Source organism: Nocardia sp. NPDC056541 (genome assembly GCF_042794235.1).
Classification (GTDB): Bacteria; Actinomycetota; Actinomycetes; order Mycobacteriales; family Mycobacteriaceae; genus Nocardia.
In genome coordinates this window covers 1-22,594 of sequence record NZ_JBHTUD010000039.1, presented here as the reverse complement: position 1 = coordinate 22,594, position 22,594 = coordinate 1, and the positions used below count along the sequence as shown (strand labels likewise).

The following is a 22,594-nucleotide window of genomic DNA, read 5'->3' as shown; positions in this document are numbered from 1 at the left end:
TCGAACACCGAGTTGATGACCTCGATGTTCTGCAACGCCAGCTGCTGGAACAAGAACTCGTTACCCGCACGACGCGCCGAGTCACCGGTGCAGGTTTCCTCCGCACCCAGCACCATGAACTTCGTGCCCGCGGTCGCCAGCAGCTCGGCCACAGCCTTGGTGGTCTTCTTGGCCCGGTCCTCGTAGGCACCAGCACACCCGACCCAGAACAGGTACTCGTAGCCGTCGAAGCTGTCGGCGTCCTTACCGAAGACCGGGATGTCGAAATCGACTTCCTTGATCCAGTTGAGGCGGTCCTTGGAGTTCTGCCCCCACGGGTTGCCCTTGTTCTCGAGGTTCTTGAACAAACCGGCCAGCTCGGAGGGGAACTCCGACTCGATCAACACCTGGTAGCGGCGCATATCGATGATGTGATCGACGTGCTCGATATCGACCGGGCACTGCTCGACACACGCACCACAGGTCGTGCACGACCACAACACCTCGGGATCGATGATGCCGTGGACATCCTCGCCACCGACCAGCGGACGATCCGCCTCCGCACGCGCGGCCTCGGGGATCTTGGCCAGCGCGGCCTCGTCGGGCTTGCCGTCGGCGTCGACCAGACCGACCTCGTCGCCACCGGCGTCCTTGCGGCCACCGGCCAGCAGGTACGGGGCGGCGGCGTAACCGTGGTCGCGCAGCGACATGATCAGCAGCTTCGGCGAGAGCGGCTTACCGGTGTTCCAGGCGGGGCACTGCGACTGGCAGCGACCGCACTCGGTGCAGGTGGTGAAGTCGAGCCAGCCCTTCCAGGAGAAGTCCTCCATGCGGCCCGCACCCAGGGTGTCGACCTCGGGGTCGACGTTCTCCATGTCGAGAACCTTGCCGTTGGAGATCATCGGCGCGGCCGCGCCGAGGGCGACGCTGCCATCGGCCTCGCGCTTGAAGTAGATGTTGAAGAAGGCCGAGAACCGGTGCCAGGCGACGCCCCAGGTGATGTTGCGGCCGACCAGGTACAGGAAGGCCATGCCCGACATCAGCTTGATGAACGCGAAGACCGACACCATGGTCGGGCTCGCGGGCAGCAGCTTGGCGATCTGCATGGTGAAGAAGTCGGTCGAGGCGTGGCCGTGGCCGTAGGTGGCGATCTTGCCGGCCTTGACGAAGATCATGCCGAGGCCCTCCATCAAGACGATCGTCTCGATGACATAGGCGGGCGCCATCTTGGAGCCGCTGAACCGCGACAGGCGCGCGGGAATCCGCGGGTGGTTCAGCTGACGGATGATGATCAGCGCGCCGATGCCGACCACGGTGCCGATGCCGAGGATCTCGTCGACCAGGTGGTAGATCGCCCAGTTGCCGATGATCGGCCAGTGGAACGAGCCGTCGAAGGTCTGGCCGTAGGCTTCGAACCACAGGATCGCGCCGAGGATGAAGCCGGTCATCACCAGCCAGTGCGCCCAGCCGACCGTGCGGAACTTGTTCATCCGCGTGTGGGCCGCGACCTCGACGAACATGTTCTTGAACCGTGGGAAGAACGGTCGCCAACGATCGGGGGCCGTCTGGCCGATGGTGATGGCCTTGCCGATGTTCCATGCGCCGCCGATAAACGACGCCCAACAGAACAGGCTGAGCACAGCTCCAATCGTGCCCAACGTGATAGTCAGGGCATTCATGTCGCGACCTTTCTTTCGAGGCAACACGAGGGTCTGAGCGAGGAGACCTCACCCGGTTGCTCGTATCGTAACCGCCACTAAGTTACCGGCCAGTAACTACCGCTGTCCACCGTAGGATCGGCATTTGCCGTCTGACCTTGTTTACTGGGACTTGACCTGTGGTTTGCCTGTGAGCAATATCACAAAAATGTTTGCTGCGGGGTTCCCGTAGCGACTGCTGAACACCGTAAACCGTCCGTGAACTGCGACGAAGCTAAGGTCAGGCTTACTAAGCCCATCGAAATTCGTTCTGGCCTCAGGGGATTCGGTCCATTAAGCTCCAGCTGTTCTGCATGCTGTGCCGGTCTTCACACTGCTCGGGGAGAAGTAGGGGACATCTCATAGAGATGCCTCGCTTGACGAGTCTCGCGTGTCGCTGGATCGCACTCCGCACCACACCTGATGGATTGGAACCTGAATGAACTTCCGTAGGACCACTGCGGCTGCCGCACTGGTTATCGGGGCGATGACCGTGGCCATGGGCACCGCTCATGCCGAAGAGGCGCCGCAGGACATCAAGTACTCGGTCAAGCTGGTCGACAAGACCGTTGTCGCCACCGTGAAGAACGGCACCTTCTCGATCGTCGAGCAGGACGGCGAGACCCCCGAAGCACCCAAGACCAAGGTCGCCGAGATCAAGGACACCAGCGGTGCGGTCGTGATCGCCCTGCCGATCGCCTTCTCGATCGGTGGCGCGGAGATCCCGACCAAGACCGAGGTCGTCAAGGACTCCACTGTTCTGGAGCTCACTCCGGAAAAGCCCGCCGGCGTGGCCATCGGCCAGCAGGTGGTCAGCCCGAAGCCGGTCCTCAAGGACATCGCGTCGGCGCAGGAGAACCAGAAGGCGATCAACGACTTCTCCAGCAAGTTCAGCATCGGCACCGCGATCGGCACGTTCGTCGGCACCGCTGTCGGCGCGCTGATCGGTTGCGTCGTCACCATCCCCGTCGGTTGCATCCCCGGTCTGACCGTCGGTGCCGCTGTCGGCGGAATCGTGGGCATGATCGCCATCGGTGGTCCGACCATGGCCGTCACCGGCTGGGAGCTGCTGCAGGTGCTGCAGGCTCCGGACGGCACCACCGTGTGGGCCGACAAGCCGAAGGCAGTCGCGGCTCCGGCTCCCGAGCTCGCTCCGGCCAACTGATAGGGCTTGCCCCACAGGTTTTCCACGTAAGGCCCCGCTCCGCTTCGGAGCGGGGCCTTACGCGTTCAGCAGTCGGCGAACCAAGCCTTCACGAATCCCGCCGACTGATACGCGTAGTCCCAAGCCCAGCGAGCGGGCGAGAGCCGCGGTTCCGGGTCGACGAACAGCAACTCGCCATCCCAGCATTCACCGAGGATGTAGCGGGCCCGGGAGATGTGCGGGGTGAAGGTGACCACGATGACGCGGTCCCAGCCGGCCCCCAGGCGCGCCAGTTCTCGGCCTTCGCCGAGGGTCGTGCGCGGACTCGGATCGAAGCAGATCACCTCGAAGCTGTAGCCCCCGTGGCAGATTCGATTCACCATCGGGCTGCGTTCGTAGGGGTTGGAGACCAGCACCCGAGGCGCGTACCCCTGCGCGGCCAGCCGCAGCCCGAGTTGTTCGCGCCCGTCGTGCGCCCCACCGAGAACGAGAATCGCGTCGGCGACCTGCGGGTCGTCCGTGCGCGGGCGCACGTACACCGGCCACAACGCGACCACCGCGATCAGCACCACCACCAGCGCTCCACCCGTGGCGAACAGGACCCGACGCACAGTCAATGCTCCATCCGCGATGGCGTATTCAGGCGATCCCGCACGATTATGCCAATCCCCGCGAACCGGAGTGGCACGCCACGAGTGCAGGCCCACGATTCGAACCGTGCACCCGGCAGCTATCGCGTTTTCGCAGGTGAGAGCCCCGCACATCGATCATCTCCGCTCGCGTTTCCCCCTGTACACCAGATGTTGCGCCCCCTCTTGCCTCGCTGACGCGGCGTAGCCACGCGCACCGCTTACCAACAGAACTATGCGATGCACAGTCTTCGGAACGGGGTACCTCGGAGCCACGCATGCAGCGTGTATGGCCGAGTTGGGACACGACGTGGTCGGGGTGGACATCGATCCCGGCAAGGTGGCCAAGTTGGCCGATGGTGTGGTGCCGTTCTACGAGCCCGGACTCGAGGAAGTGCTGCAACGCAACCTCGCCGCCGGTCGTTTGCGGTTCACCACGGATTATTCCGATGCCGCGGCCCATGCCGACGTCCACTTCCTCGGGGTGGGGACACCGCAGAAGAAGGGCGAGTACGGCGCCGATCTGAAATACGTGCACGCGGTGGTGGATACGCTCGCCCCGATGCTGGAACGCCCGGCGATGATCGTCGGCAAGTCCACCGTTCCGGTGGGAACCGCCGCGGCCCTCGGCATTCGGGCTCGCGAGCAGGCGAAGGTCGACGTCGAGGTCGCCTGGAACCCCGAGTTCCTGCGCGAGGGTTTCGCGGTGCAGGACACCCTGCGCCCCGACCGCCTGGTCCTCGGACTGGATCACGGCCGCGAACGCTCGGCGTGGGTGGAGGAGCACATCCGCGAGATCTATGCCGACCTCATCGCCGCCGAGATCCCCTTCCTGCTCACCGATCTGGCCACCGCCGAATTGGTGAAGGTCTCGGCGAACGCCTTTCTGGCGACGAAGATCTCGTTCATCAACGCCGTCTCGGAGGTGTGTGAGGCCACCGGCGCCGACGTGACCATGCTGGCCGACGCGCTCGGATACGACGCCCGCATCGGCCGCCGGTTCCTCAATGCCGGACTCGGTTTCGGTGGCGGCTGCTTACCCAAGGACATCCGCGCCTTCATGGCGCGCTCGGGTGAGCTCGGCGCCGATCACGCCGTGGCGTTCCTGCGCGAGGTCGACAACATCAACATGCGCCGCCGGACGAAGGTCGTCGACATGGCCGCCCGCGCCTGTGGGGGTTCCCTGCTCGGCGCGAATGTGGCGGTCCTCGGCGCGGCCTTCAAGCCGGAATCCGATGATGTGCGCGATTCGCCCGCCTTGAACGTGGCCGGGATGATCCAGCTGCACGGCGCCGTCGTCACCGTGTACGACCCCAAGGCAGTGGAGAATTCGCGCCGGGTTTTCCCCACGTTGAACTACGCCACCTCGGTCTCGGAGGCCTGCGATCGCGCCGATGTGGTGCTGGTCCTTACCGAGTGGAACGAATTCACCGCTTTGACGCCGGCCGACCTCGACCCGGTGGTACGGTCCCGTTCGATCATCGACGGTCGCAACTGCTTGGACAGCACGACCTGGCGTGCGGCCGGGTGGGTATACGCCGGACTCGGCACCCCGTAGAGTAACGAGCCAAGCGGGGGCTGGGCGGATTTCGGTCCGCGTTATCGCAGTCCCTCGCATGTCGTGCAGCACGGACGAGATGGGCAGCGGATGAGTTCGGTTCTGGGAATATCGGTGGGGGCCGGGACGGTGCGCCTCGCTCGTCCGCAGCACGGTGGCCCGCACGATTCCGTTCCGCCGTCTTCGTTCGAGGTGCAATCGATCTCGATGCCCGAACAGCAGGCCGAGGAGTCCGCCGCCGACGCGATCGCCGCCACGCTGGCCGCATCGCCGGAGATCGCCGCCACCACCATCACCTTCCGCAGCGAACCGCAGGCCAGGGCGGTCCGCGCGGCGATGGCGCGACGCCAGCTCACGAACTACCAGCTCGTTCCCGAAGCCGTTGCCGCCGTGCACTTCGCCCATGCCACCAGCGATATGCGGGAAGTATCCACCCTGGCCGTCTACGACCTGGGCAGTTCGGGTCTCACGGTGAGCGTGATCAACGCCCGCACCAGTGATGTGTACCAGTGCGAGCGGATCAGCGATATCAGCGGCGACTACCTGGATTCGCTGATCAGGGAGCAGCAGATCGCCTCGGGCCGGATCGCGCATCCGGCCGACCCGGCGGGTCTGGCCGCCCTCGACGGTCTGTGCCGGGCCGCCAAGGAGCAGCTGTCCAACAGCAACGCGGTGGCCCTCCCCAGCGAGCAGGGCCTGGTGCTGCTCACGCAGGAGAATTTCGAAGCGCTGATGATGCTGGCGATCGAGTCGTCGGCCCGGATGACCCGCGATGTCATCATCCGCGCGCAGCATCCGGTGCAGGCGGTGCTGGTGCTCGGTGGTGGCGCCCGGATTCCGTTGATCGCGCGCGTGCTCGAGCGCACGATCGGCGTGCCCGTGATCGTGCCCGCCGAACCGGAGACGGCGCTGGCCCGCGGTGCCGCGCTGCTGGCCCGCCCCGCCCAGGTCCAGCAGGCCCCCGTCGCCCCGGCGCCGATCCCGATGGGCGACCACGACGACGCCACCCCCGCCTGGCTCACCGCGCCGACCCGTGGTCGTCGCCCGCTCAGCGCACTCACCAGCCGCGCGCATTCGCGCCGGGAACTGAACGTGGCGGTGCTCACGGTGAGTTCACTGGTGGTGGTCGCGGCGATCGGCCTCGGCCTCGGTTACGGCCCCGAAGTACTCGAGCGCGGTTCGTCGAGCGACGGTTCGCAAGCCGTCCCCGCCACCACCGCGCCGCGCCCCACCGCCGTCGGCCCGACGACGGCCTCGGTCGCGACGACCGAGGCCCAGCACGAAACCGTTGCCGCGCCACCGGTCAACCCGCGCCAAGCCGAGGAAACCACCGCCGCGCCGCCGTCGCAGGGTCCCAACACCTTCACCGTCGTCCCCGGGCTGCCCCCGGTGGTGCTGCCCACCCTGCCCCCGGTGGTCCTGCCCGGCTTCCCGCCTGCCGGTCAGTAACCGTTCCTGCTTCCCGGTTCGCCGAACCGAGCTCCGCGAGCCGGTCCGGCGCCGAACAGTCTCAGTTCCGCGCGTGCCGGGCCCGCGCGGGCGCCACAGTGGCCTGCTTCGCACCGAACGGCCGGGCCAGCATCACCGCGATCGCGGTCGTCAACGGCACCGACAACGCCAACGCGATACCGCCCACCGCCGATCGCGTGATCTCGATGGCCACCGCGTCGCCGGTCAGCACATCGGTGATCGATCGCCCCGCGATGCTGAACAACAGCAGCAACGGCAGCGCCCCACCGGCGTAGGCGAGCACGAGCGTGTAGACCGTACTGGCGATGTGGTCGCGCCCGACTCGCATGGCCGCGGTGAAGATCTCGCGCCGCGACGCTCCTTCATCGAGCGCGGCGAGTTCGAAGGCCGCCGAGGCCTGCGTGATGGTCACGTCGTTGAGCACACCGAGCGAGCCGATGATGAATCCCGCCAGCAGCAACCCGGTGATGCTCACGTGCTGAATGTAGGTCGCCACGTTGGTGTTCTGTTCCTCGGACAGCCCCGTGAGATGGGTGACCTCGATCGCCAGCCAGGACAGCACGGCCGCCACCACCATCGACGCGAGCGTGCCGAGCAATGCCGAACTTGTCCGCAGATTCACCCCGTGGGCGAGGTAGAGCACCACGTACAGAATCAGCGCCCCCGACACCAGCGCGACCGGGATCGCCGACTTCCCGTCGAGCAACGCGGGCAACAGGAACATCACCACCACACCGAACGCGAAACACAACCCGACCAGTGCCCGGAATCCCCGCCACCGCGCGACCACACAGATCACCACGACGAAGGCGAGCACGATCAAGGTCAGCGGCAGCCCGCGCGAGTAGTCCTCGAACGCGTACATGGTGACCCCGGACGGATCCGCGGCACGGACCACCCGGATGTCGTCACCTGTCCGTAGATCGGGCTGCCCCGGCCCCGGCGCGATCTCGAACAGCGTCTTCTTGCCCTCGTCGGGTCCCGACCTGATATCGATGATGCTGCGCTGACAGGTGTAGGAGGAGGTCCGCGGCGGTTCCGGCTTGTCGGCGAACACCTTGCCGTTCGATGGACTCCCGCAGGGACCGATGTCCTGCATGACAACGGTTCCGGCCTCGGTCTCCACGGCCCCACCGGACATGGTCTGCATCGGCAGCGGAATCTCGACGTGCTGCGCGCTCGGCCACAGAATCACCGTCGCGACCAACACCACCGCCCCGATGATCGCCAACAACCCGACGACAACCTTCGCCGCGGTGTCACTGATGGCGATGGGCCCGGAATGGTCGTGATGGTGATGATGCTCGCTCACGACCAGAGCTTAAAGGACCTCGTTTTCAATAACACGCCCGCAACACCAGATCTCGCGACAACATGGACAACTCCAGTACCCCTGGTCGCACAAAAAAGCCTCCCCGGGTCCAGGTCTGACCTGGACCCGGGGAGGCGGGTTTGTGGGCGGCGGAGAGCAGGGGGGTGTCTCCGCCGCCGGAGGCAGGCGCCCAGGGGGGTAGGCGCGCGTACCTAAGGCTCTCGGTTGTCCAGGGGGGGTAGACAACCGGGCCAGGGCGCCGAAGCGCCGAGGTCTACTGTACACAAAAGATGGACTTTTGCACTAGTAGATCTTCAAAACATCCAACATTCCGAACTCACAGTCTGTTTTTCCTGGCATACCAGGATGACCATCCTGCCCAGAGCCCATAAACTCACTGGTCAAAGCCGTGACAGGTGAGCATCGCTTGTAACTCTACTGCCGGTAACTGGACAGGAAATTACCGAACCGCTCGATCGCCACGGCCAGATCCCGCGCCCACGGCAGCGTCACGATTCGCAGATGGTCGTTCGCAGGCCAGTTGAAGCCTGTCCCCTGCACCATCAGGATCTTCTCCTGCAACAGCAGATCCAGCACGAGCTTCCCGTCGTCGTGGATCTCGTGCACGTTCGGATCCAACCGCGGGAACGCGTACAGCGCGCCACGCGGCTTCACACACGACACACCGGGGATCATGTTGAGCCGCTCCCACGCCACATCGCGCTGCTCGAGCAAGCGCCCGCCGGGCAGGATCAGATCGTCGATGCTCTGATGGCCGCCGAGCGCCACCTGAATGGCGTGCTGGGCGGGCACGTTCGGGCACAGCCGCGAGGACGCGAGCAGGTCGATCCCCTCCAGGAAACCGGCCGCGTGGTCCTTCGGCCCGGTGATCGCGAGCCAGCCCGAGCGGTAACCGGCCACCCGGTACGCCTTCGACAGACCGTTGAACGTCAGGCACAGCAGATCGGGAGCGAGCGAAGCCAGCGAGATGTGCTTGGCGTCGTCGTAGAGGATCTTGTCGTAGATCTCGTCGGCCAGCAGCAGCAACCGGTGCTTGCGCGCCAGGTCGACGATCTGCTGCAACACCTCCGCCGAGTACACCGCACCCGTCGGATTGTTCGGGTTGATCACCAGCAGGGCCTTGGTCTTGTCGGTGATCTTCGATTCGATATCGGCGATATCGGGCTGCCAGCCGTTCTCCTCGTCGCACAGGTAGTGCACCGGAGTACCGCCGGCCAGGCTGGTCATGGCCGTCCACAGCGGGTAATCGGGGGCCGGGATCAGCACCTCGTCGCCGTTGTCGAGCAGCGCCTGCATGGTGACGGTGATCAGCTCGGACACCCCGTTGCCGAGGTAGACGTCGTCCACATCGAGCTCGGGGAAGCCCGGCACCAGCTCGTACCGGGTGACGATGGCACGCCGCGCCGACAGGATCCCCTTGGACTCGGAATACCCCTGGGCATACGGCAGCGCGGCGATGATGTCGCGCATGATCACATCGGGGGCCTCGAACCCGAACGGGGCGGGATTGCCGATGTTGAGCTTGAGAATGCGGTGGCCCTCGGCCTCCAGGCGTGCTGCCTGTGCGTGAACCGGCCCACGGATCTCGTAGACCACGTTCTGCAGTTTCGTCGACTGCTCGAGAACGCGCGGGGGCACATGCGGCGATTGAGGACTCACGCGTCCATGTTGCCATCCGGGGCAAACTCTTTCCGCCTCCCCGCGGCTATCGGCCGGGCCTGGGCCGGTGAGACGCGTGTTGACGGCTGACGGGCACCCGGCTCGTACCCGGCGAGTTACCCATGTTCGTGGGTGACCAGGCGTTACGTGATCAGCTACGGTCGGGGGTGGCTGCCGAGCGCCGCGGTCGCCACACAGAATTCTTCGATGCGTTCGTCCAAGCCGCGCGCTTCCACCGCGTCGCGATAGGTCGGGGCGGCGATGCGGCGGCGCAGGCCGACGAGGCGTTCGCCGAGCTGGGCGATGCGTTTGTCCTCGGGCAGGTCGAGGACCGGGCGCAGGGCGTCGGCGGCGCCGTCGATGCTGCCGTTGATCAGGTGGGCGGCCGCGTTGTCGACGCGAGCCAGCGATTCGGCGCCGTAGGAGCGTTGCAGCGGCGGGCCGCTCGAGTAGAGGGTGATCGCGCGTTCGGTGGCGGCCAGTGCCTGTTCGGCGCGGCCGAGCTGGATGCAGGTGGCGCCCGCGTAGTAGGCGGCCTTGGGCGGGCCGAAGCCGAACACCCCGCCGATCTCGTCGTGCAGTTCGTCGCGGCGGTCACCGGCCGCCACCTCGGCCGCGCGCAGGCACCGGTCGGTCTCGGCATCGCTGCCGAGCCGCGCCCACACCCTCGCCTCGATATTGAGCAGCCGCACCCGCCCCAGTCCCGGCCCGGCGAATTCCTGCCCGCTGCGCGCTAATTGGACGGCGTTGCGCGGCCGGTCGGACCAGTTCTCGATCAGCGCGTGCATGCCGCGCGTCCACGCGCGCAACCCGTTGTGCCCGCTCAGTTCCGCGTAAGCCCAAGCGGCCCTGATCTGTTCGCCCGCGGCGTCGAGGTAGCCGAGGTCGGTGCTCGCGTTGGCCAGCAGCCCGGACAGTGTCCCCGCCAGCAGATATAGGTGGCTGGTGTCGACCGGCTTCTGCTGCCCGTCGAGTAGTCGATACACCCGCCTGCGCACCCGCAGCATCTCCACCATCATCGGTGCCGGTGCGGCGTGGACGTATTCGTTGGCGATGCGCCGCACGTCGGCGTCGAGCTGGGCCAGCGTCGTGGCCCCCACATTGGTGCCCTCCGCGGCGGCCGCGTGTTCGCTGGCCTCGTGCGCAGCCGCCATGATCAACTCCCTCTCCGACAACACCTCGGGCACAGCACCTTTGACAGTTCCCGCATCGACGAACGCGAGCAGGTCGGCATCACCCGCGGGCGCCAGCAGGGTCGAGAATCGTGCGCGCACAACATCATCGGATCGGGCCAGTGACGTATCCAGCGCGGCCTGATTCACCGGACGCGGGCGAACCCGCACCCCGCCCGCCTCCCACTTCGACACCAATCGTTCGTGCACACCGAGATGAGCCGCGAACTCCCGGATGCTCATTCGTTTGGCATCGCGAAGAGCTCTGGCCTCTCTCCCTGTCCACTCCCCGACCACGGCGTCACCTCATCCGACGGACAACTCCCCCCAGAGTACGAGCGTGACAGTGAGACACGCCACAAGTTCGTGGAATCGGTTGCCAGAGGCAGTGAAAGGGCGGTGCGGGGCAGTGGTCACGCGCACGTGCGTGCGCGATTCTGGAAGCGTGGAAGCCAGAACTGTCGACGACTGGGTGCGGTGTTACCAGCGTGAATTCCGGCTGCCCGTCCGCGAGCGCGGCGGCTTTGTGATGCTGCCGATCACCGACCGGCTGTGCGTGGTGCATCTACCGACCACACGCGCCGAGAAGGTGCTCATGGCGCTGCGCGAGCAACGCTGTGAGGGTCCGGTGCTGGCGCGTCAGATCCGCTGGAGCGTGCTCGCCGTACCCGACGCCCGGCCCTCCGAGGAAGAGGCCGCCGAGCTCGCGGGGCTCGATATCGATATCCCCGGCACCGGCAGCGCCGTGATGCTGCCGACCAACCTGGGCCGCTGGAGTCGCGAGGGCTGTCACTGGGTGCGGCCGCCGTCCGGGGGCGGCGACACCCTGCCCGCGCTGTCGCTGGTGCTGAGCATCGCCGTGGCGGCGGGCCCTCAGCGGGTCTCGACCGCGCTCAGGGAATCGGGAGAGAGAGGAAAGTTGAGGTACGACCGCGACGGCGTCGGCCCCCGCTGACCCTGATACTTCGACCCGGCCTTGGCGCTGCCGTACGGGTGCTCGGCCGGGCTGGACAGCCGGATCAGGCACAGCTGCCCGATCTTCATCCCCGGCCACAGCGTGATCGGCAGATTCGCCACATTCGACAGCTCCAGGGTGATGTGCCCGCTGAACCCCGGATCGATGAACCCCGCCGTCGAATGCGTGAGCAGCCCGAGCCGCCCCAGACTCGACTTGCCCTCCAGCCGCCCCGCCAGATCGTCGGGCAACGAGCACACCTCGAGCGTGGACCCGAGCACGAACTCCCCCGGATGCAGCACGAACGGCTCACCCGGCTTCGGCTCGACCAGGCTGGTCAGCTCGTCCTGCTGCTGCGCCGGATCGATATGGGTGTAGCGGCTGTTGTCGAACACCCGGAACAGCCCGTCGAGGCGCACGTCGATGCTCGACGGCTGAACCATCGACTCGAGCATCGGTTCGACACCGAGACGCCCAGCGGCGATCTCGGCCCTGATGTCACGATCGGAGAGCAGCACCGGCCCAGTGTAGGCAGCTACGGCCCAGGTAGGACCCCCACCCCTACGACACCCGACCCGTACCCGCGTCACCCCGGCCACCAGCACGGGCACGATCAACACTTGCATCGCACGGCACGACTTCTGATAGAGTCGCGAACGCCCCCAGTGGCGCAGTGCCGATGTAGTTCAATGGTAGAACTTCTGCTTCCCAAGCAGATGGCGCGGGTTCGATTCCCGTCATCGGCTCAAACACAAAACCCCCAGGTCATCCTGGGGGTTTTGTTGTTTCTGCCGGTCTGTCCGAGGTGGTCCCAAGGAGCCGCCGTGCCACACACGTGCCACTTAGGCACTGGAACGTCCGTCGCGGTAGTCCTTGGCCATCCGCGAAAGATCGCTGGCAATGCGACGTTCGGCGTCGTCAGTCGCCCGCTGGTAGATCAGCGCGGCCCGCATATCGTCATGGCCCATCCGCGACATCAGATCCTTGGTCGACATCCCCGATTTCGAGGCCCACAGGTTCCCGGCATGTCGCAAGTCGTGGATGTGGATGCCGGCGAGCCCGACCGACATGGTGGCCGCCTTCCAGTTCACGTTCTTGGTGAAGTTGGACCGGCGCAACGGATTCCCCCGCAATCCCGTGAACACGTAGGCATCGGGGCGGTTGTCGACGAACTTCTCGAGGTGAGCCAGGATCTCGGGCCGGATGGCTTCCGGCACGGTCAGCGTTCGAACACCCGCCCGTGACTTCGGACGAGACACCACCAGCCCGAGCCCCGCGACCTCGACCATCGCCTTGCCGACTCGCACACTCTCCGCGCCGTCGGTGATGTCGGCCCGAGTCAGCGCTGACGCCTCACCCCATCGCAGCGACAGGAACGAGGTCAGCAGGATCACCGCCCGATACCGCTCCGGCACGGCACTGGCGAGCGCGAACACCTGAGCGACGGACAGCACCGGCCGTTCTGGGCTGTCCTCCTTGTCGGCGCCCTTCACGCGGACCGGGTTGCGCGGAATGATCTTGTCCTCATCCACGGCGGTGTTCAGTGCCGCTCGGACCAGTCGGTACGCCTTCGCCGTCGTAATCTCCGAGGTGCCGGCGTCGAGCCGGTCGGATCGCCATTGCCGAACCATCGGCGTGGTGAGCTTGCCGAGCTGGGTGCCGCCCATCGCCGTCGACTTCACATGTGCGCGCAACAGCCAGCGGTACAGGGACAGGGTCTTGGGACGAAGTCCGGGACGCTGATCAATCCACCGTTCGACGTATTCGTGAACGGTGATCTTGCTCCGCTCCGGGTCGATCCAGTCACCTTGGAGGATCTGCACCTCGGTCGTGGACAACCATCGGGCGGCCGCCGTCTTAGTCTCGAATGTCCGTGGTGCAGGGCGCATTTCACCATCAGGGCCGCGATAGCGCGCCTGCCAGCGACCTGATTTCAGCTTGCGGATGCTACCGAATCCCCGCTTTCCCATCACGCCACCGCCTGGTAACTCGGGGCCACATCCACACGACCGGCCTGGGCAAATGCATCGAGATCCGATCGCATGAACCGCACATAGCTGCCGACCTTGTAGAACACGACCCGCCGTTCCGCCACGATTCGGCGAATGAACCGAACGCCCGTGCCGAGGTATTCGGCGGCCTGTTCGACCGTCAGATACTCCACACCAATGTCAATTGCCATCTGTCTGCCTCCCTATGCTGCCTTTTGCTGAATTGTCGAATCCTGTTGTGGCACAACAGTTTCACGTGAAACTCCCTGATCACCGGGCGGATTCTCGGCGAGTGCCATTCGTGCGGCGGTGTACTCGACTCGCCATTTCGAGCGGGCGTTCACCAGAGCCATCACGAGGTTTTCGCGGGGTGGTGCGTCCGGATCACCTGCCGGGACCGGATACACCCGTACGTGCGATGTGTCGGGTTTGACGATGCCCACGGCCGCGAGCTGTTGCCGAACGAATTCCGCGCGTTCGGCTTTGTGGTCGGGCAGGGTCTTGCCGGTCCACTTCTTCGAGTTCAGGACGCGTCGACCGGGCAGGCCGAGGGTGTCGCGGCGGTGGGCTTTGCCCTTGCAGTAGCCGGGTTGGGTCTTCTCGCTGGCGCCCTTGGGGACGATGCCGTAGCGCAACCACACCCCGCATTTCGGCGAGCACGGCGTCACGCACATCTCCGCGTGCAAGCGGTCGTAGTGTTCGGCGACGCGACGCGAGTCGGGTTCGAGCAGGTCAGCGACGCTCTTGGTCAGGTACTTGGTCAGGTACCGAACGCGGCGTTCCATCTTGTCGGTGCCGCCGAGGATCTGAATCGGCTTAGCCTGCACACCGAACCGGACCACGTGCGCGGGTTCGAGGTCGTCTACCTCGTCCATCACGGCCAGGGCGTCATCCCAGGAGGGCAGCGGGTCACCGGTTTCGGGGTCGACGAAAGTGCCGGCGACGTAGTCCCATTCGGGCATCTGCCCGTCGTGGTAGACCGGCTGGTCGAAGTGGGGCCACCAGATCTGGCGGTAGGTCGCCGCGGTGACAGCCTTGATCAGCTTGTTCGACACCGACCCACGAATAGCCAGGTGCAGGTGTGGGGCACCACGCTTTTGCGGTTCGACGCTGGCGAAGTACTGCACGTCCCAGCCGACCGCCCGGCGAAGGTTCTGCACCCAGCGATCGACCAGGGCAGCGAAGTGGATGGCATCTCGGGCAGCGCGGGTGTAGTCGTAGGTGTCCGGGTCGACTGGTGAGCCGTCGGAGACCGACTTGTTCTGCTTGGCATCCCACACCCGGTTGATCGGCCCGTAGCCGTCGAGGGTCAGCGTCAAGAAGGTGGAGGGCTGGTACCCGTTGTAGACCTGGCCGAGAGTGCGCTTTTCGACCTTGCGGCGGGGCAGGTTCGGCACGTCCTGGCGCCGACGAGTGGACTTGGCCTTACGGCGGGGCTTCTCGTCCAGCGACGGGAACCGGCCTTTGACGCCGAGGTCACGCAGCTCGGCATCGATCTCGACGACCAGGGCCCGGATGGAGTCGGCGAGTTCGGTGTCTTCGTCTTCGAGGGCCTGGCGGAACTGGTCGAACAGGTGCGCGCGAGCGGTGAGCAAGTCTGTTTGTGCCTGGGTGGGCTCGACGGTCTCGTCGACCGGTTCCTCACTCAGGCACCATCCTTCGCGGAGCTGGTTGGCTCGCAGGGTGCGGTAGGCCTTGGCGCAGGCGGGGCAGATCGCTTCGAAGCGGCATTTGCACGGTGCGCCGATGTAGGAGATCTTGCCGGTGGAGTCGTCGACGGCACGCATCGGAATGACCCGAGCGCACACGCCTTCTTTCTCAGCGGCCGAGGCGGCGATGTCTTTCAGGGAGGGCATTGCCCGGCGCTGGGCGGCGGTCGTACGGCCGAGGGAGACCGCGGGGATGGAGTCGGCGGTGTTGGTGTCGTTGTCCATGGTGTGGCCTCCCTCAGCTAGGTGGTTGTCGGTGCTGGTGTTCATGCGGCCTTGCGCAACGGCAGGGTCTTGAAACCGGCCAGCGATTCGAACTCGACGACGATCGGTTCGGCGAGCGAGTCCGAACGGCGGAACGTGATCTCGACCAGGCCCGCGCCGACGATGGCGGTTCGGCCGTGGCGGGTACCGAAGGCGTGGGCCAGGTGCTCGACGCGGTTCTCCCAGTCGCTGGGCGAATGACCGGGCAGCATCTTCGCCCGCACGATGTCGAGGGATTGCCCGATCCGCACGTCGACCAGTCGAGGGGTGAACTCTCGGTCACCGATCTTCTTCGTCAGTCGGCACGCGTCCATGACCGAGTCCCAGCGACGGCGGTAGCGAAACCATGCCAACCAACGGGACCGGATGCGGCCGGTGAGCCAGCGCTCGAAGGTCTGCGGACTCCGAAGTCGCCACAGCACCATCCCCGCGACAGTCACACCAGCCACCCCGACCCCGAACGGCCAGCCGTAGAACCATCCGACCGCGACAGAAAGGCCGGCGGGCACCGAAAGAATCGGGAACAGGATCGCCAACCAAATCAGGTGGAACGCCGCGGTGACGATAGCGACCAGGAGGTTGCCGATCATATCCATGACCGCGTCGCCGAAATCGGAGTCGTTGGTCATGGTAGTGGTTGTGCGAGTCATGCTGCGTTCCAATCGAATTCGAGTTGAGTGGGTACTTCGTGGTCGCCGATGAATGTGCGCCAGGGGGCGGTGGTGTTGTGTCGGCAGACCACGTCGGTGTCTCGGCGGTCCTTGGCGGCGGCGATGTAGGCGTCTGCCGGTCCGCGAGCTTTCGGCAGAGGGTGGACGGTTTCGCCGACAAGCAAGCCCCAGTGCTTGGCATTGGCAGGGTCAGTGGTCATGCTGCGTCGTCCCATCCATCCGAGCCGTAGTCGTTCCAGGCCGGCGCGTAGCCGGAATCGGCCAGCATCGTGACCGCGACAGCGACGGGGTCCAGGCCGCGGGCTTCGGACCGGCAGCGGCTACGGGTCTGGAAGTCGATGACGTCAGCGAGACCGTTGTCGGTGCGGGTGTTGTTCTTGCGTGCCATGGTCAGTTCTCCTGTGTCAGTTCGGATTTGGTGATTCCGCAGGTGTTGCACGCGGGTTGAACACCGGACGTGGGCCAGGCCGCTTGTTGCCAGGTCGGCGGCCAGCGGTGCCCCTTGGCTTCGCATTCGGCGATTGCCGAGCAGGCGTCGCAGGTGATCCGGTCGCCGTCGTAGATCCAGCCGCTCACCTTCACGCTCAGGAACGACACGGCTTGGTTGGTGGAGTCGAAGCAGATCGATTCCCCATCGGCGTCGGTGAGCACGTCTCCGCAGGTGTCGCAGTAGATGACGACGTGGGATTCGGTGACCAGTCCGCGTTTCATGCCGCCTGCCCGAGGTCGTCGTCTTCGCCGGGGATGTAGTCGGGGTCGAAGTCGGCGTAGTCGGCTTGCGGGGTGTAGTCCGGCTTTTCGGGCCCGTAGACAGCAACGAGGGTGTCGATGTCGTCATCGGTGACCATGAACGCCCGGACCCTCGCGAACCCCTCCTTGCCGTCCTCAGCGACGTAGCCGACACCTGGTGTGTCGAAGGGGATTTGGTCGCAACGGGCACCCTTGTCCTTGGCCTCGTCACCGTGGATCATCCTGATCTGGGAAGACTCCTCGAGACGCAGGCCGATACGGATCGGGAACAGTTGCCGGTTCGGCATCGTCTCTTTCGAGGGGTCCTGCACAGCCGCGGTGACCGAGTAACCGACCGCACGACCCTGGGTCTGCAGCATGCCCGTGTGCTGGCGGAACTGCTCTTGTTCCTCGCGGGTCGCGAACGAGGACAGGGCCGCGCCTTCGTCGATGACGATCCACACCAGGGGCATGTCCGGCGACGGCGTGAACTTGCGGATACGGGCCGCTTTGAGCTGGGCGGTTCGTTCCTGCATCTGCGCCACGGCGTCGGCGAGCATGCCCAGGATCCCCGCAGCGGTCCATTCGAACCGCGTCCACAGCTCCTCACCACGGGAAAATTCCATGCCACCCTTGGGATCTGCCACCCACACATCGACATATCCGGCCGTGATCGCAGGACCGATACCAGCGACCAACGACCACAGCACCGAGCCCTTACCCGACCCGGTGGCACCGGCGAGCAAAATGTGAGTGCCGAGCAGCCGGACCAACCAGACCCGACCGTCCTCGCGCACACCCACCGGGACCGCCGAGAGGTCGACACCGGTAGCGGTAAACGCGTCGGGGTGAACGGGTACGGGATCGACCAGGGTGTCCCAGCACCGCAGGTCCAAAGTCAGGAATCCTGGATCTGTTTGTGTAACAAGGATTTTCCGGACGCCGAGGTACTGGGCGAGTTGGTCGCGGGTGTCCTCGTTGGTCCAATCCGAGAGCTTCTGACCGCCGAGCATCTGCACCTCAGCGACAGCACCGGAAGGCACCCGAGTCATGGTCAACACGTTCGGCCAGCCGCTAGGGCTACCGAGTCCGACCGCGACCCACATGAAAGCGAGCTGGCGGGAGTCGGTCATCACCATGACCGCTGCACGCAGTTCGGCCGGCACATGCGCCAACGGGTCGGAGTCCGAAGCCGAGACCGTAGCCGCGGGGGTAGCCCCATCGAGGCGACGCCACCACAGCATCACCCCGCTGGCCAGGATCGTCGACAGTGCAACAACGGTGGTACCCATCAGTTCACCTCGTCGGGGTCGCCGCAGAAGATCGTGCACACCGACACGGTCTCGGGGGTATCGCAGAAGAACGAGCAGACCGGCACGTCGTCGGGGTCATCGCAGGAGAACGTGCACGCAGGCAGCTTCTCGGGGTCGTCGCAGAACATCGAGCACCCCGAGGTTCCTTCGGTGACCAGCGATACCGGGGCCGGGATTTCGTCGTGGTCGTCGCCGACGAGGATCGCCGGAACGATGACCGGGGACAGGAACAGCAGACCCAGTGCAGCGGGGATGGCCAACACGGCCAGACGGGGAGCCATCACCGCACCGCCTTGCAGCATGCCCATGTGCACGGTTCGAAAGTGAGATCGATGCAGGGCTGTTCGACACCGTTGGCGTCACCGATCGCGGCAGCCAACAGCTCGATCAGCTCCATGGCCTCATCGACGGCGAGTTCCAGGTGCATTCCGCTATCGCGGTGGCCAAGGCCGACCCGGATGCCCGGTGCGCCGTCGCACAATTCCGCGTCATACAGCACGCCCAGCACGCCCAGGGCCTGGACGACACTGCGCCTGTCGTTGCGGTCGAAGATCTGAGCCCGTGTCCAGGTCGGCTCCTTGCGGGTCTCCCAGTAGCCCTCACGCTGATGCAGCATCACGCCACCACCCGCAGGGTCGAGGTCCGTGCTTCCAGTGCGGTGGTCAGCTCGTCCACCAGGTCAGCGGCATCTGCGAATGTGAGCAGCAGGCAGGAAGCGCCCAGCTTCACCTCCACCGTGTCGAACCGGTGAACAAACTTCGCGTCGATCGCGTCGACCTTGCGCAGGGCGGCCTTTTCGCCCAACGGGATCAGAACCGAATGCGGCAGCGGGTATTGCATGTCAATTACCTCCTGAAGGAACCGCGACCGGAACAGGGCGCGGGGGTTGGAAGGGTTGGACCACTCGCACGGGCGGCGGTGTGGTCGGCCGGATAGGTGCCGGAGGAATCGGCGAACTCATCGGCATCGGATTCGGTGCCGAAATAGGTTCGGGGACAGGTGATTCGGCTGCTTCGACCGCGACGACAGGCGCGGCGGGTTCGGGTGGTGATGTGTTGCGGGAGCGCAGGAGCACGGCCAGGCCGTGAGTGTCGAGCAGCAGGGCAGCGGGGGCGATCACCGCGAGGATGGCGGCCAGAGCACCGTGTCCGGAGACCAGTGCGTGAGCGATGTTTCCGCCGATCGAGACCGTTGCCCCGGCGATCAGTACGCGGGTGAAGAAGGTTCGTTCGTCGCTGTCGGCCAGGGCCAGGACGGCGATGGTGGCTTGAATGATGGTGCCGTCCACGATGACCGGGAACAGCCACGCCAGATGAGTAGGTGTGTGGGCCATGACCGCGAGGTCGCGCAGAGCCGCGAACGAGAGAACGAACGCGGCCAAGCCGATGACCGAGACAATGAGAACGGCGGACCAGCGAGCCCACCGAACACTCTTGGGCTGCTGATCCGCCGTACTCACGGTCACGCAGCCTTGGGCTCAGTCGCGGACTTCTCAGCGGCGACCTGCTCGGTGCGAACATGCTCGGCGGCATCGTGTTCCATCAGCAAGTCCGGAAGCTGCTCGGCGAGCTGACGAACATGATCCATGGCGAGGAACACCGTCGAATGTCCCGCCGCGCTTTCCAGCTGAACCCACACCTTCGCCGGGTGCGTGAACCCGAAGTCGGCGTCAGTACGAGGAGCGTGGTACTCGACCGTCATCGAATCGCAGAGATTGACTGACATGTGGATGTGCGACATGGCGATCACGCGGCCTTGCGCTCAGCAGCGACGTTGCGGGTACCGGAGTTGTCGCCCTTGATGCCACCGGCATAGAACTGGTAGCCCAGGTACTTGAACTCGCCCTGCCCCATCACCTTCGGCTCCGCGAGCAGACCCTCCAGCACGATCTGACGCATGCCCGGCAACACCTCTTCGGTCGAGGGAACCGGCACGACATCGGCCAGGAAGATCATGTCGAAGCTGGCACGCTTGGACTTCGCCTCATCCGGATCGGTGACCGTGGCACGCCACATCAGAAGCTGCGTGCCCTCGTTGGTCTTCGGGTCGTAGTCGCGACGCTGCTCAGGCACTGCGTTGCGGTCCGGGTTGTACTTGATCAGCGGTTCGATCTGGCCCTGAAGGATCAGACCCATCGGGAATGCCTCGGTGTGCGAGACGGGGAAGCGGGTGCCGCGCTTGAAAGCCATGATCTTTTCTCCTCGTTGTCGGGGGCTTCGGTGGATGTCGATTCGGTTGGTCTCTGTGCCCCGTGTCACTAACGGTAGCAACTGCTACCCATGGATAGCAACTACTTTCGTGAGGCAATTCACGGCAACTTCAGATTCGGCACTTTCCCCAGGTCAGAACGTCAGTGGCAACTGATACCCTCGCGTTAGCAACTGCTACCGAAGGAGTGCCGTGCCCGCGAGCGACCCCAAACCCACCGCCCCCGCCCGGATTGCGCAGGCCATCCGCAACGACATCGAGGCTGGGCGGCTACGGGATGGGCAGCGACTCCCATCAACGCGAGAGCTCGCGAAGGAATGGCAGGCAAGTCAGCGCACGATCACCGACGCGATGGACCTCCTGGTCAAGGAGGGTTACATCGCGACACAGAACCGGTCCGGCCGCATCGTGACGACGCCGACATCGGTCACGCTCGCGCTGTCGTCCCCACTTCGCCCGATTCGCCCACGGGTCGTCTACGTAGGCGGCTTTCCCGGATCAGGCAAAAGCGAGTTCGCCCGAACGCTGGCTCGGGCTACGAACTGGGCGTTCCTCGACAAGGACACGATTGCGCGTCCGCTGATCGAACCGGCACTCGAAGACCTCGGGCACAGCGTCAACGACCGTGAATCCGATACCTACTTCAACCGGTTGCGGCCGAGGGAGTACGAGGCGCTCGAAGGCGTGATCAACGACAACATTGCCGTCGGGACCTCGGTCATCGCTACCGCCCCGTACATCAGGGAGTTCAACAACCGTGCGTGGCTGGACCGGGTCACGGCCCGCGGTGAGACCTATGACGCGGACTGCACGTTTGTATGGGTTCGCTGCTCGCTCGAAACCATGCTGATGTACCTCAAGCGGCGGGGTGCAGGACGCGACAACGGCAAGCTTGCCGATTGGGACAGCTACAGCGCGAGTGTGAATCTCGACTTTCGACCCGAGGCTGAGCATGTCGTGATCGACAACGACCCCGACAGTCCTCCTCTTCGCACCCAGGCTCAGCAGCTCATCGAGTCGTTTCGACGGGACTCCGGACAGTGAGGTCGGGGCTCATCCTCTACGGTGCGCCAGCCACAGGAAAAGACACTGTGACCCAGGCACTTTCGCGGATAGATGGCAGCTACCGACTGTTCGAGCGGTTGAAGTCCGGGCCCGGTCGAACATCGGGGTATCGCATGACCGATGACGTCGAGATCGACCGCCTAGAAAAGGCCGGCCTACTCGTCTGGACCAACTCTCGATACGGCGCACGATACGCAATTGACCGGCCTGGCCTGGATGACCTGATAGCCGCGAATCTCATCCCGGTAGTTCACGCGGGTCAACCACAGGTCATCGATGCCGTTCGAGCCGCGACGCCCCAGGTCGAATGGACTGTCGTTCAGCTGCGATGCGACGCCGACACCGCGAGGGAGCGCATCATTGAACGGCAGACTGGCGACGTTGCCGAACGATTGGCTGCGCAGGCAGAAACGCCGACGATCAACGCGGATCTCACAATCGACACCGATGTGGTCGATCCCGGCAAGGCTGCGCAGGCGATCCACTCACATCGCTGCCCTGGGTAGCCGACGGGTTTCGGTCGACAAGCAGATTGGCCGTTCCCGGCTTGTCGTTTGTCAAGTAGCATCGAACCATCACGCGAGTGATGCTGAGCGGGTGGACCGCCGTACCAGCGACGGCCCACCCTGATGGGATTAGCTAGCCCGCCAAACTCGGCTGACCAGGAACAGAGCCCCGGCGATCACGGAAGCTGCTACCAACAGCACACCGTAATCGACCGGGGTTTCTTTCATGCCCCGGCGATGCTTTGCCATGCCCACCACCTCCTTTCCCGGCACGGCACGGTGACCAGGTCCCGTACCGCCCCTGAGCTGGAGGTGCGCCCAGCCTACTCGAGCGGGCCGAGGTGGATTGCCAAGAACGGCAACCGATCTGGCTGGGTTCACAGGCCGGGTTCACGGCATCCCGAGTGTGCAGCGCCCGTCACTTCGACGGAGTGGTTGCTGAATTCGGCTATATAGAGTCAAGGGCGGCGCTGACGCGCCGCCGACGCAGCGCCGCACGGCGCCACGCCCCGACGCCTCCGCTGCGCTACGGCCCCGGCGCG

At 65.3% G+C, this 22,594-nt stretch carries 26 protein-coding genes and 1 tRNA gene; 7 read left to right on the top strand and 20 right to left on the bottom strand.

Translation table 11 applies throughout. The annotated features are described in order from the left end of the window. A partial coding sequence (locus ACFQ9R_RS34255) for a (Fe-S)-binding protein (RefSeq protein WP_378996927.1) occupies positions 1 to 1,658 on the bottom strand: 1,658 nt, incomplete at its 3' end. 457 nt (positions 1,659 to 2,115) lie between these two features. Between ACFQ9R_RS34255 and ACFQ9R_RS34250 the strand changes: the two genes are divergently transcribed. Beyond that, the gene (locus ACFQ9R_RS34250) at positions 2,116 to 2,841 is read left to right on the top strand and encodes a hypothetical protein (RefSeq protein WP_378996925.1); all 726 of its coding nucleotides are present in this window, start codon (positions 2,116 to 2,118) and stop codon (positions 2,839 to 2,841) included. Between the two features lie 65 nt (positions 2,842 to 2,906). Here the strand turns inward: ACFQ9R_RS34250 and ACFQ9R_RS34245 are convergent, their stop codons facing one another. Next, on the bottom strand, positions 2,907 to 3,437 hold the full coding sequence (locus tag ACFQ9R_RS34245; RefSeq protein ID WP_378996923.1) for a YdcF family protein: 531 nt from the start codon (positions 3,435 to 3,437) through the stop codon (positions 2,907 to 2,909). A gap of 247 nt (positions 3,438 to 3,684) precedes the next feature. Here ACFQ9R_RS34245 and ACFQ9R_RS34240 point away from each other — a divergent pair, with 247 nt between their 5' ends. Continuing rightward, positions 3,685 to 5,007 (top strand): UDP-glucose dehydrogenase family protein, encoded by a 1,323-nt coding sequence (locus ACFQ9R_RS34240; protein WP_378996920.1) that lies wholly within the window; start codon positions 3,685 to 3,687, stop codon positions 5,005 to 5,007. Between the two features lie 90 nt (positions 5,008 to 5,097). Next, positions 5,098 to 6,456, top strand: coding sequence for an Hsp70 family protein (locus ACFQ9R_RS34235; RefSeq protein ID WP_378996917.1), 1,359 nt, complete (start codon positions 5,098 to 5,100; stop codon positions 6,454 to 6,456). A gap of 61 nt (positions 6,457 to 6,517) precedes the next feature. On the opposite strand, the gene ACFQ9R_RS34230 is transcribed toward ACFQ9R_RS34235, so the two are convergent. The 3 genes from ACFQ9R_RS34230 to ACFQ9R_RS34220 form a co-directional block, all read right to left on the bottom strand. Then, on the bottom strand, positions 6,518 to 7,789 hold the full coding sequence (locus ACFQ9R_RS34230; protein ID WP_378996915.1) for a YibE/F family protein: 1,272 nt from the start codon (positions 7,787 to 7,789) through the stop codon (positions 6,518 to 6,520). Between the two features lie 435 nt (positions 7,790 to 8,224). Beyond that, positions 8,225 to 9,469, bottom strand: a complete 1,245-nt coding sequence (locus tag ACFQ9R_RS34225; RefSeq protein WP_378996913.1) for a pyridoxal phosphate-dependent aminotransferase — start codon at positions 9,467 to 9,469, stop codon at positions 8,225 to 8,227. Positions 9,470 to 9,624: 155 nt separating this feature from the next. Further along, complete coding sequence (locus tag ACFQ9R_RS34220) at positions 9,625 to 10,884, bottom strand: helix-turn-helix domain-containing protein (protein ID WP_378996910.1); 1,260 nt, start codon at positions 10,882 to 10,884, stop codon at positions 9,625 to 9,627. A 202-nt stretch (positions 10,885 to 11,086) separates the two neighbouring features. Here ACFQ9R_RS34220 and ACFQ9R_RS34215 point away from each other — a divergent pair, with 202 nt between their 5' ends. Beyond that, entirely contained in the window at positions 11,087 to 11,596 is a 510-nt protein-coding gene (locus ACFQ9R_RS34215) for a hypothetical protein (RefSeq protein ID WP_378635220.1), read from the top strand. Here the strand turns inward: ACFQ9R_RS34215 and dcd are convergent. Beyond that, positions 11,515 to 12,114 (bottom strand): dCTP deaminase, encoded by a 600-nt coding sequence (dcd, locus tag ACFQ9R_RS34210; protein WP_067455312.1) that lies wholly within the window; start codon positions 12,112 to 12,114, stop codon positions 11,515 to 11,517. The two genes, ACFQ9R_RS34215 and dcd, sit on opposite strands and share 82 nt — an antisense overlap. Before the next feature lie 157 nt (positions 12,115 to 12,271). On the opposite strand from dcd, the gene ACFQ9R_RS34205 reads away from it, so the two are divergent. Then, positions 12,272 to 12,342 (top strand) — tRNA-Gly (locus ACFQ9R_RS34205). 96 nt (positions 12,343 to 12,438) lie between these two features. On the opposite strand, the gene ACFQ9R_RS34200 is transcribed toward ACFQ9R_RS34205, so the two are convergent. From ACFQ9R_RS34200 to ACFQ9R_RS34135, 14 genes are read right to left on the bottom strand one after another with little or no spacing between them, the layout of a single operon-like run. Continuing rightward, positions 12,439 to 13,566 (bottom strand): tyrosine-type recombinase/integrase, encoded by a 1,128-nt coding sequence (locus ACFQ9R_RS34200; RefSeq protein ID WP_378996908.1) that lies wholly within the window; start codon positions 13,564 to 13,566, stop codon positions 12,439 to 12,441. Further along, positions 13,566 to 13,778, bottom strand: a complete 213-nt coding sequence (locus ACFQ9R_RS34195) for an excisionase family DNA-binding protein (protein WP_378996906.1) — start codon at positions 13,776 to 13,778, stop codon at positions 13,566 to 13,568. The genes ACFQ9R_RS34200 and ACFQ9R_RS34195 overlap by 1 nt, the downstream gene beginning before the upstream one ends. Before the next feature lie 12 nt (positions 13,779 to 13,790). Next, complete coding sequence (locus ACFQ9R_RS34190; protein WP_378996904.1) at positions 13,791 to 15,521, bottom strand: replication initiator; 1,731 nt, start codon at positions 15,519 to 15,521, stop codon at positions 13,791 to 13,793. Between the two features lie 41 nt (positions 15,522 to 15,562). Further along, positions 15,563 to 16,189, bottom strand: coding sequence for a hypothetical protein (locus ACFQ9R_RS34185; protein ID WP_378996902.1), 627 nt, complete (start codon positions 16,187 to 16,189; stop codon positions 15,563 to 15,565). A gap of 17 nt (positions 16,190 to 16,206) precedes the next feature. After that, the gene (locus ACFQ9R_RS34180) at positions 16,207 to 16,431 is read right to left on the bottom strand and encodes a hypothetical protein (RefSeq protein WP_378996900.1); all 225 of its coding nucleotides are present in this window, start codon (positions 16,429 to 16,431) and stop codon (positions 16,207 to 16,209) included. Continuing rightward, positions 16,428 to 16,619: a hypothetical protein gene (locus ACFQ9R_RS34175; protein ID WP_378996898.1), complete on the bottom strand. Its 192-nt coding sequence runs from the start codon at positions 16,617 to 16,619 to the stop codon at positions 16,428 to 16,430. The genes ACFQ9R_RS34180 and ACFQ9R_RS34175 overlap by 4 nt, the downstream gene beginning before the upstream one ends. 2 nt (positions 16,620 to 16,621) lie before the next feature. Beyond that, positions 16,622 to 16,942, bottom strand: a complete 321-nt coding sequence (locus ACFQ9R_RS34170; protein WP_378996896.1) for a hypothetical protein — start codon at positions 16,940 to 16,942, stop codon at positions 16,622 to 16,624. Further along, positions 16,939 to 18,252 carry an FtsK/SpoIIIE domain-containing protein gene (locus ACFQ9R_RS34165; RefSeq protein WP_378996894.1) on the bottom strand — a complete coding sequence of 438 codons (1,314 nt, stop codon included), beginning with the start codon at positions 18,250 to 18,252 and terminating at the stop codon, positions 16,939 to 16,941. The genes ACFQ9R_RS34170 and ACFQ9R_RS34165 overlap by 4 nt, the downstream gene beginning before the upstream one ends. After that, positions 18,252 to 18,554, bottom strand: a complete 303-nt coding sequence (locus tag ACFQ9R_RS34160; RefSeq protein ID WP_378996892.1) for a hypothetical protein — start codon at positions 18,552 to 18,554, stop codon at positions 18,252 to 18,254. The genes ACFQ9R_RS34165 and ACFQ9R_RS34160 overlap by 1 nt, the downstream gene beginning before the upstream one ends. Beyond that, positions 18,554 to 18,889 carry a hypothetical protein gene (locus ACFQ9R_RS34155; protein WP_378996890.1) on the bottom strand — a complete coding sequence of 112 codons (336 nt, stop codon included), beginning with the start codon at positions 18,887 to 18,889 and terminating at the stop codon, positions 18,554 to 18,556. The genes ACFQ9R_RS34160 and ACFQ9R_RS34155 overlap by 1 nt, the downstream gene beginning before the upstream one ends. After that, on the bottom strand, positions 18,889 to 19,113 hold the full coding sequence (locus tag ACFQ9R_RS34150; protein WP_378996887.1) for a hypothetical protein: 225 nt from the start codon (positions 19,111 to 19,113) through the stop codon (positions 18,889 to 18,891). The genes ACFQ9R_RS34155 and ACFQ9R_RS34150 overlap by 1 nt, the downstream gene beginning before the upstream one ends. A gap of 1 nt (position 19,114) precedes the next feature. Continuing rightward, the gene (locus ACFQ9R_RS34145) at positions 19,115 to 19,732 is read right to left on the bottom strand and encodes a DUF2637 domain-containing protein (RefSeq protein ID WP_378996884.1); all 618 of its coding nucleotides are present in this window, start codon (positions 19,730 to 19,732) and stop codon (positions 19,115 to 19,117) included. Positions 19,733 to 19,734: 2 nt separating this feature from the next. Then, on the bottom strand, positions 19,735 to 19,974 hold the full coding sequence (locus ACFQ9R_RS34140; RefSeq protein ID WP_378996882.1) for a hypothetical protein: 240 nt from the start codon (positions 19,972 to 19,974) through the stop codon (positions 19,735 to 19,737). A gap of 44 nt (positions 19,975 to 20,018) precedes the next feature. Further along, positions 20,019 to 20,462, bottom strand: coding sequence for a hypothetical protein (locus ACFQ9R_RS34135; protein WP_378996880.1), 444 nt, complete (start codon positions 20,460 to 20,462; stop codon positions 20,019 to 20,021). Between the two features lie 211 nt (positions 20,463 to 20,673). Between ACFQ9R_RS34135 and ACFQ9R_RS34130 the strand changes: the two genes are divergently transcribed. Further along, positions 20,674 to 21,525 carry an AAA family ATPase gene (locus ACFQ9R_RS34130; RefSeq protein WP_378996878.1) on the top strand — a complete coding sequence of 284 codons (852 nt, stop codon included), beginning with the start codon at positions 20,674 to 20,676 and terminating at the stop codon, positions 21,523 to 21,525. Between the two features lie 134 nt (positions 21,526 to 21,659). Further along, the gene (locus ACFQ9R_RS34125) at positions 21,660 to 22,052 is read left to right on the top strand and encodes a kinase (protein WP_378996876.1); all 393 of its coding nucleotides are present in this window, start codon (positions 21,660 to 21,662) and stop codon (positions 22,050 to 22,052) included. Positions 22,053 to 22,594 lie beyond the last annotated feature (542 nt).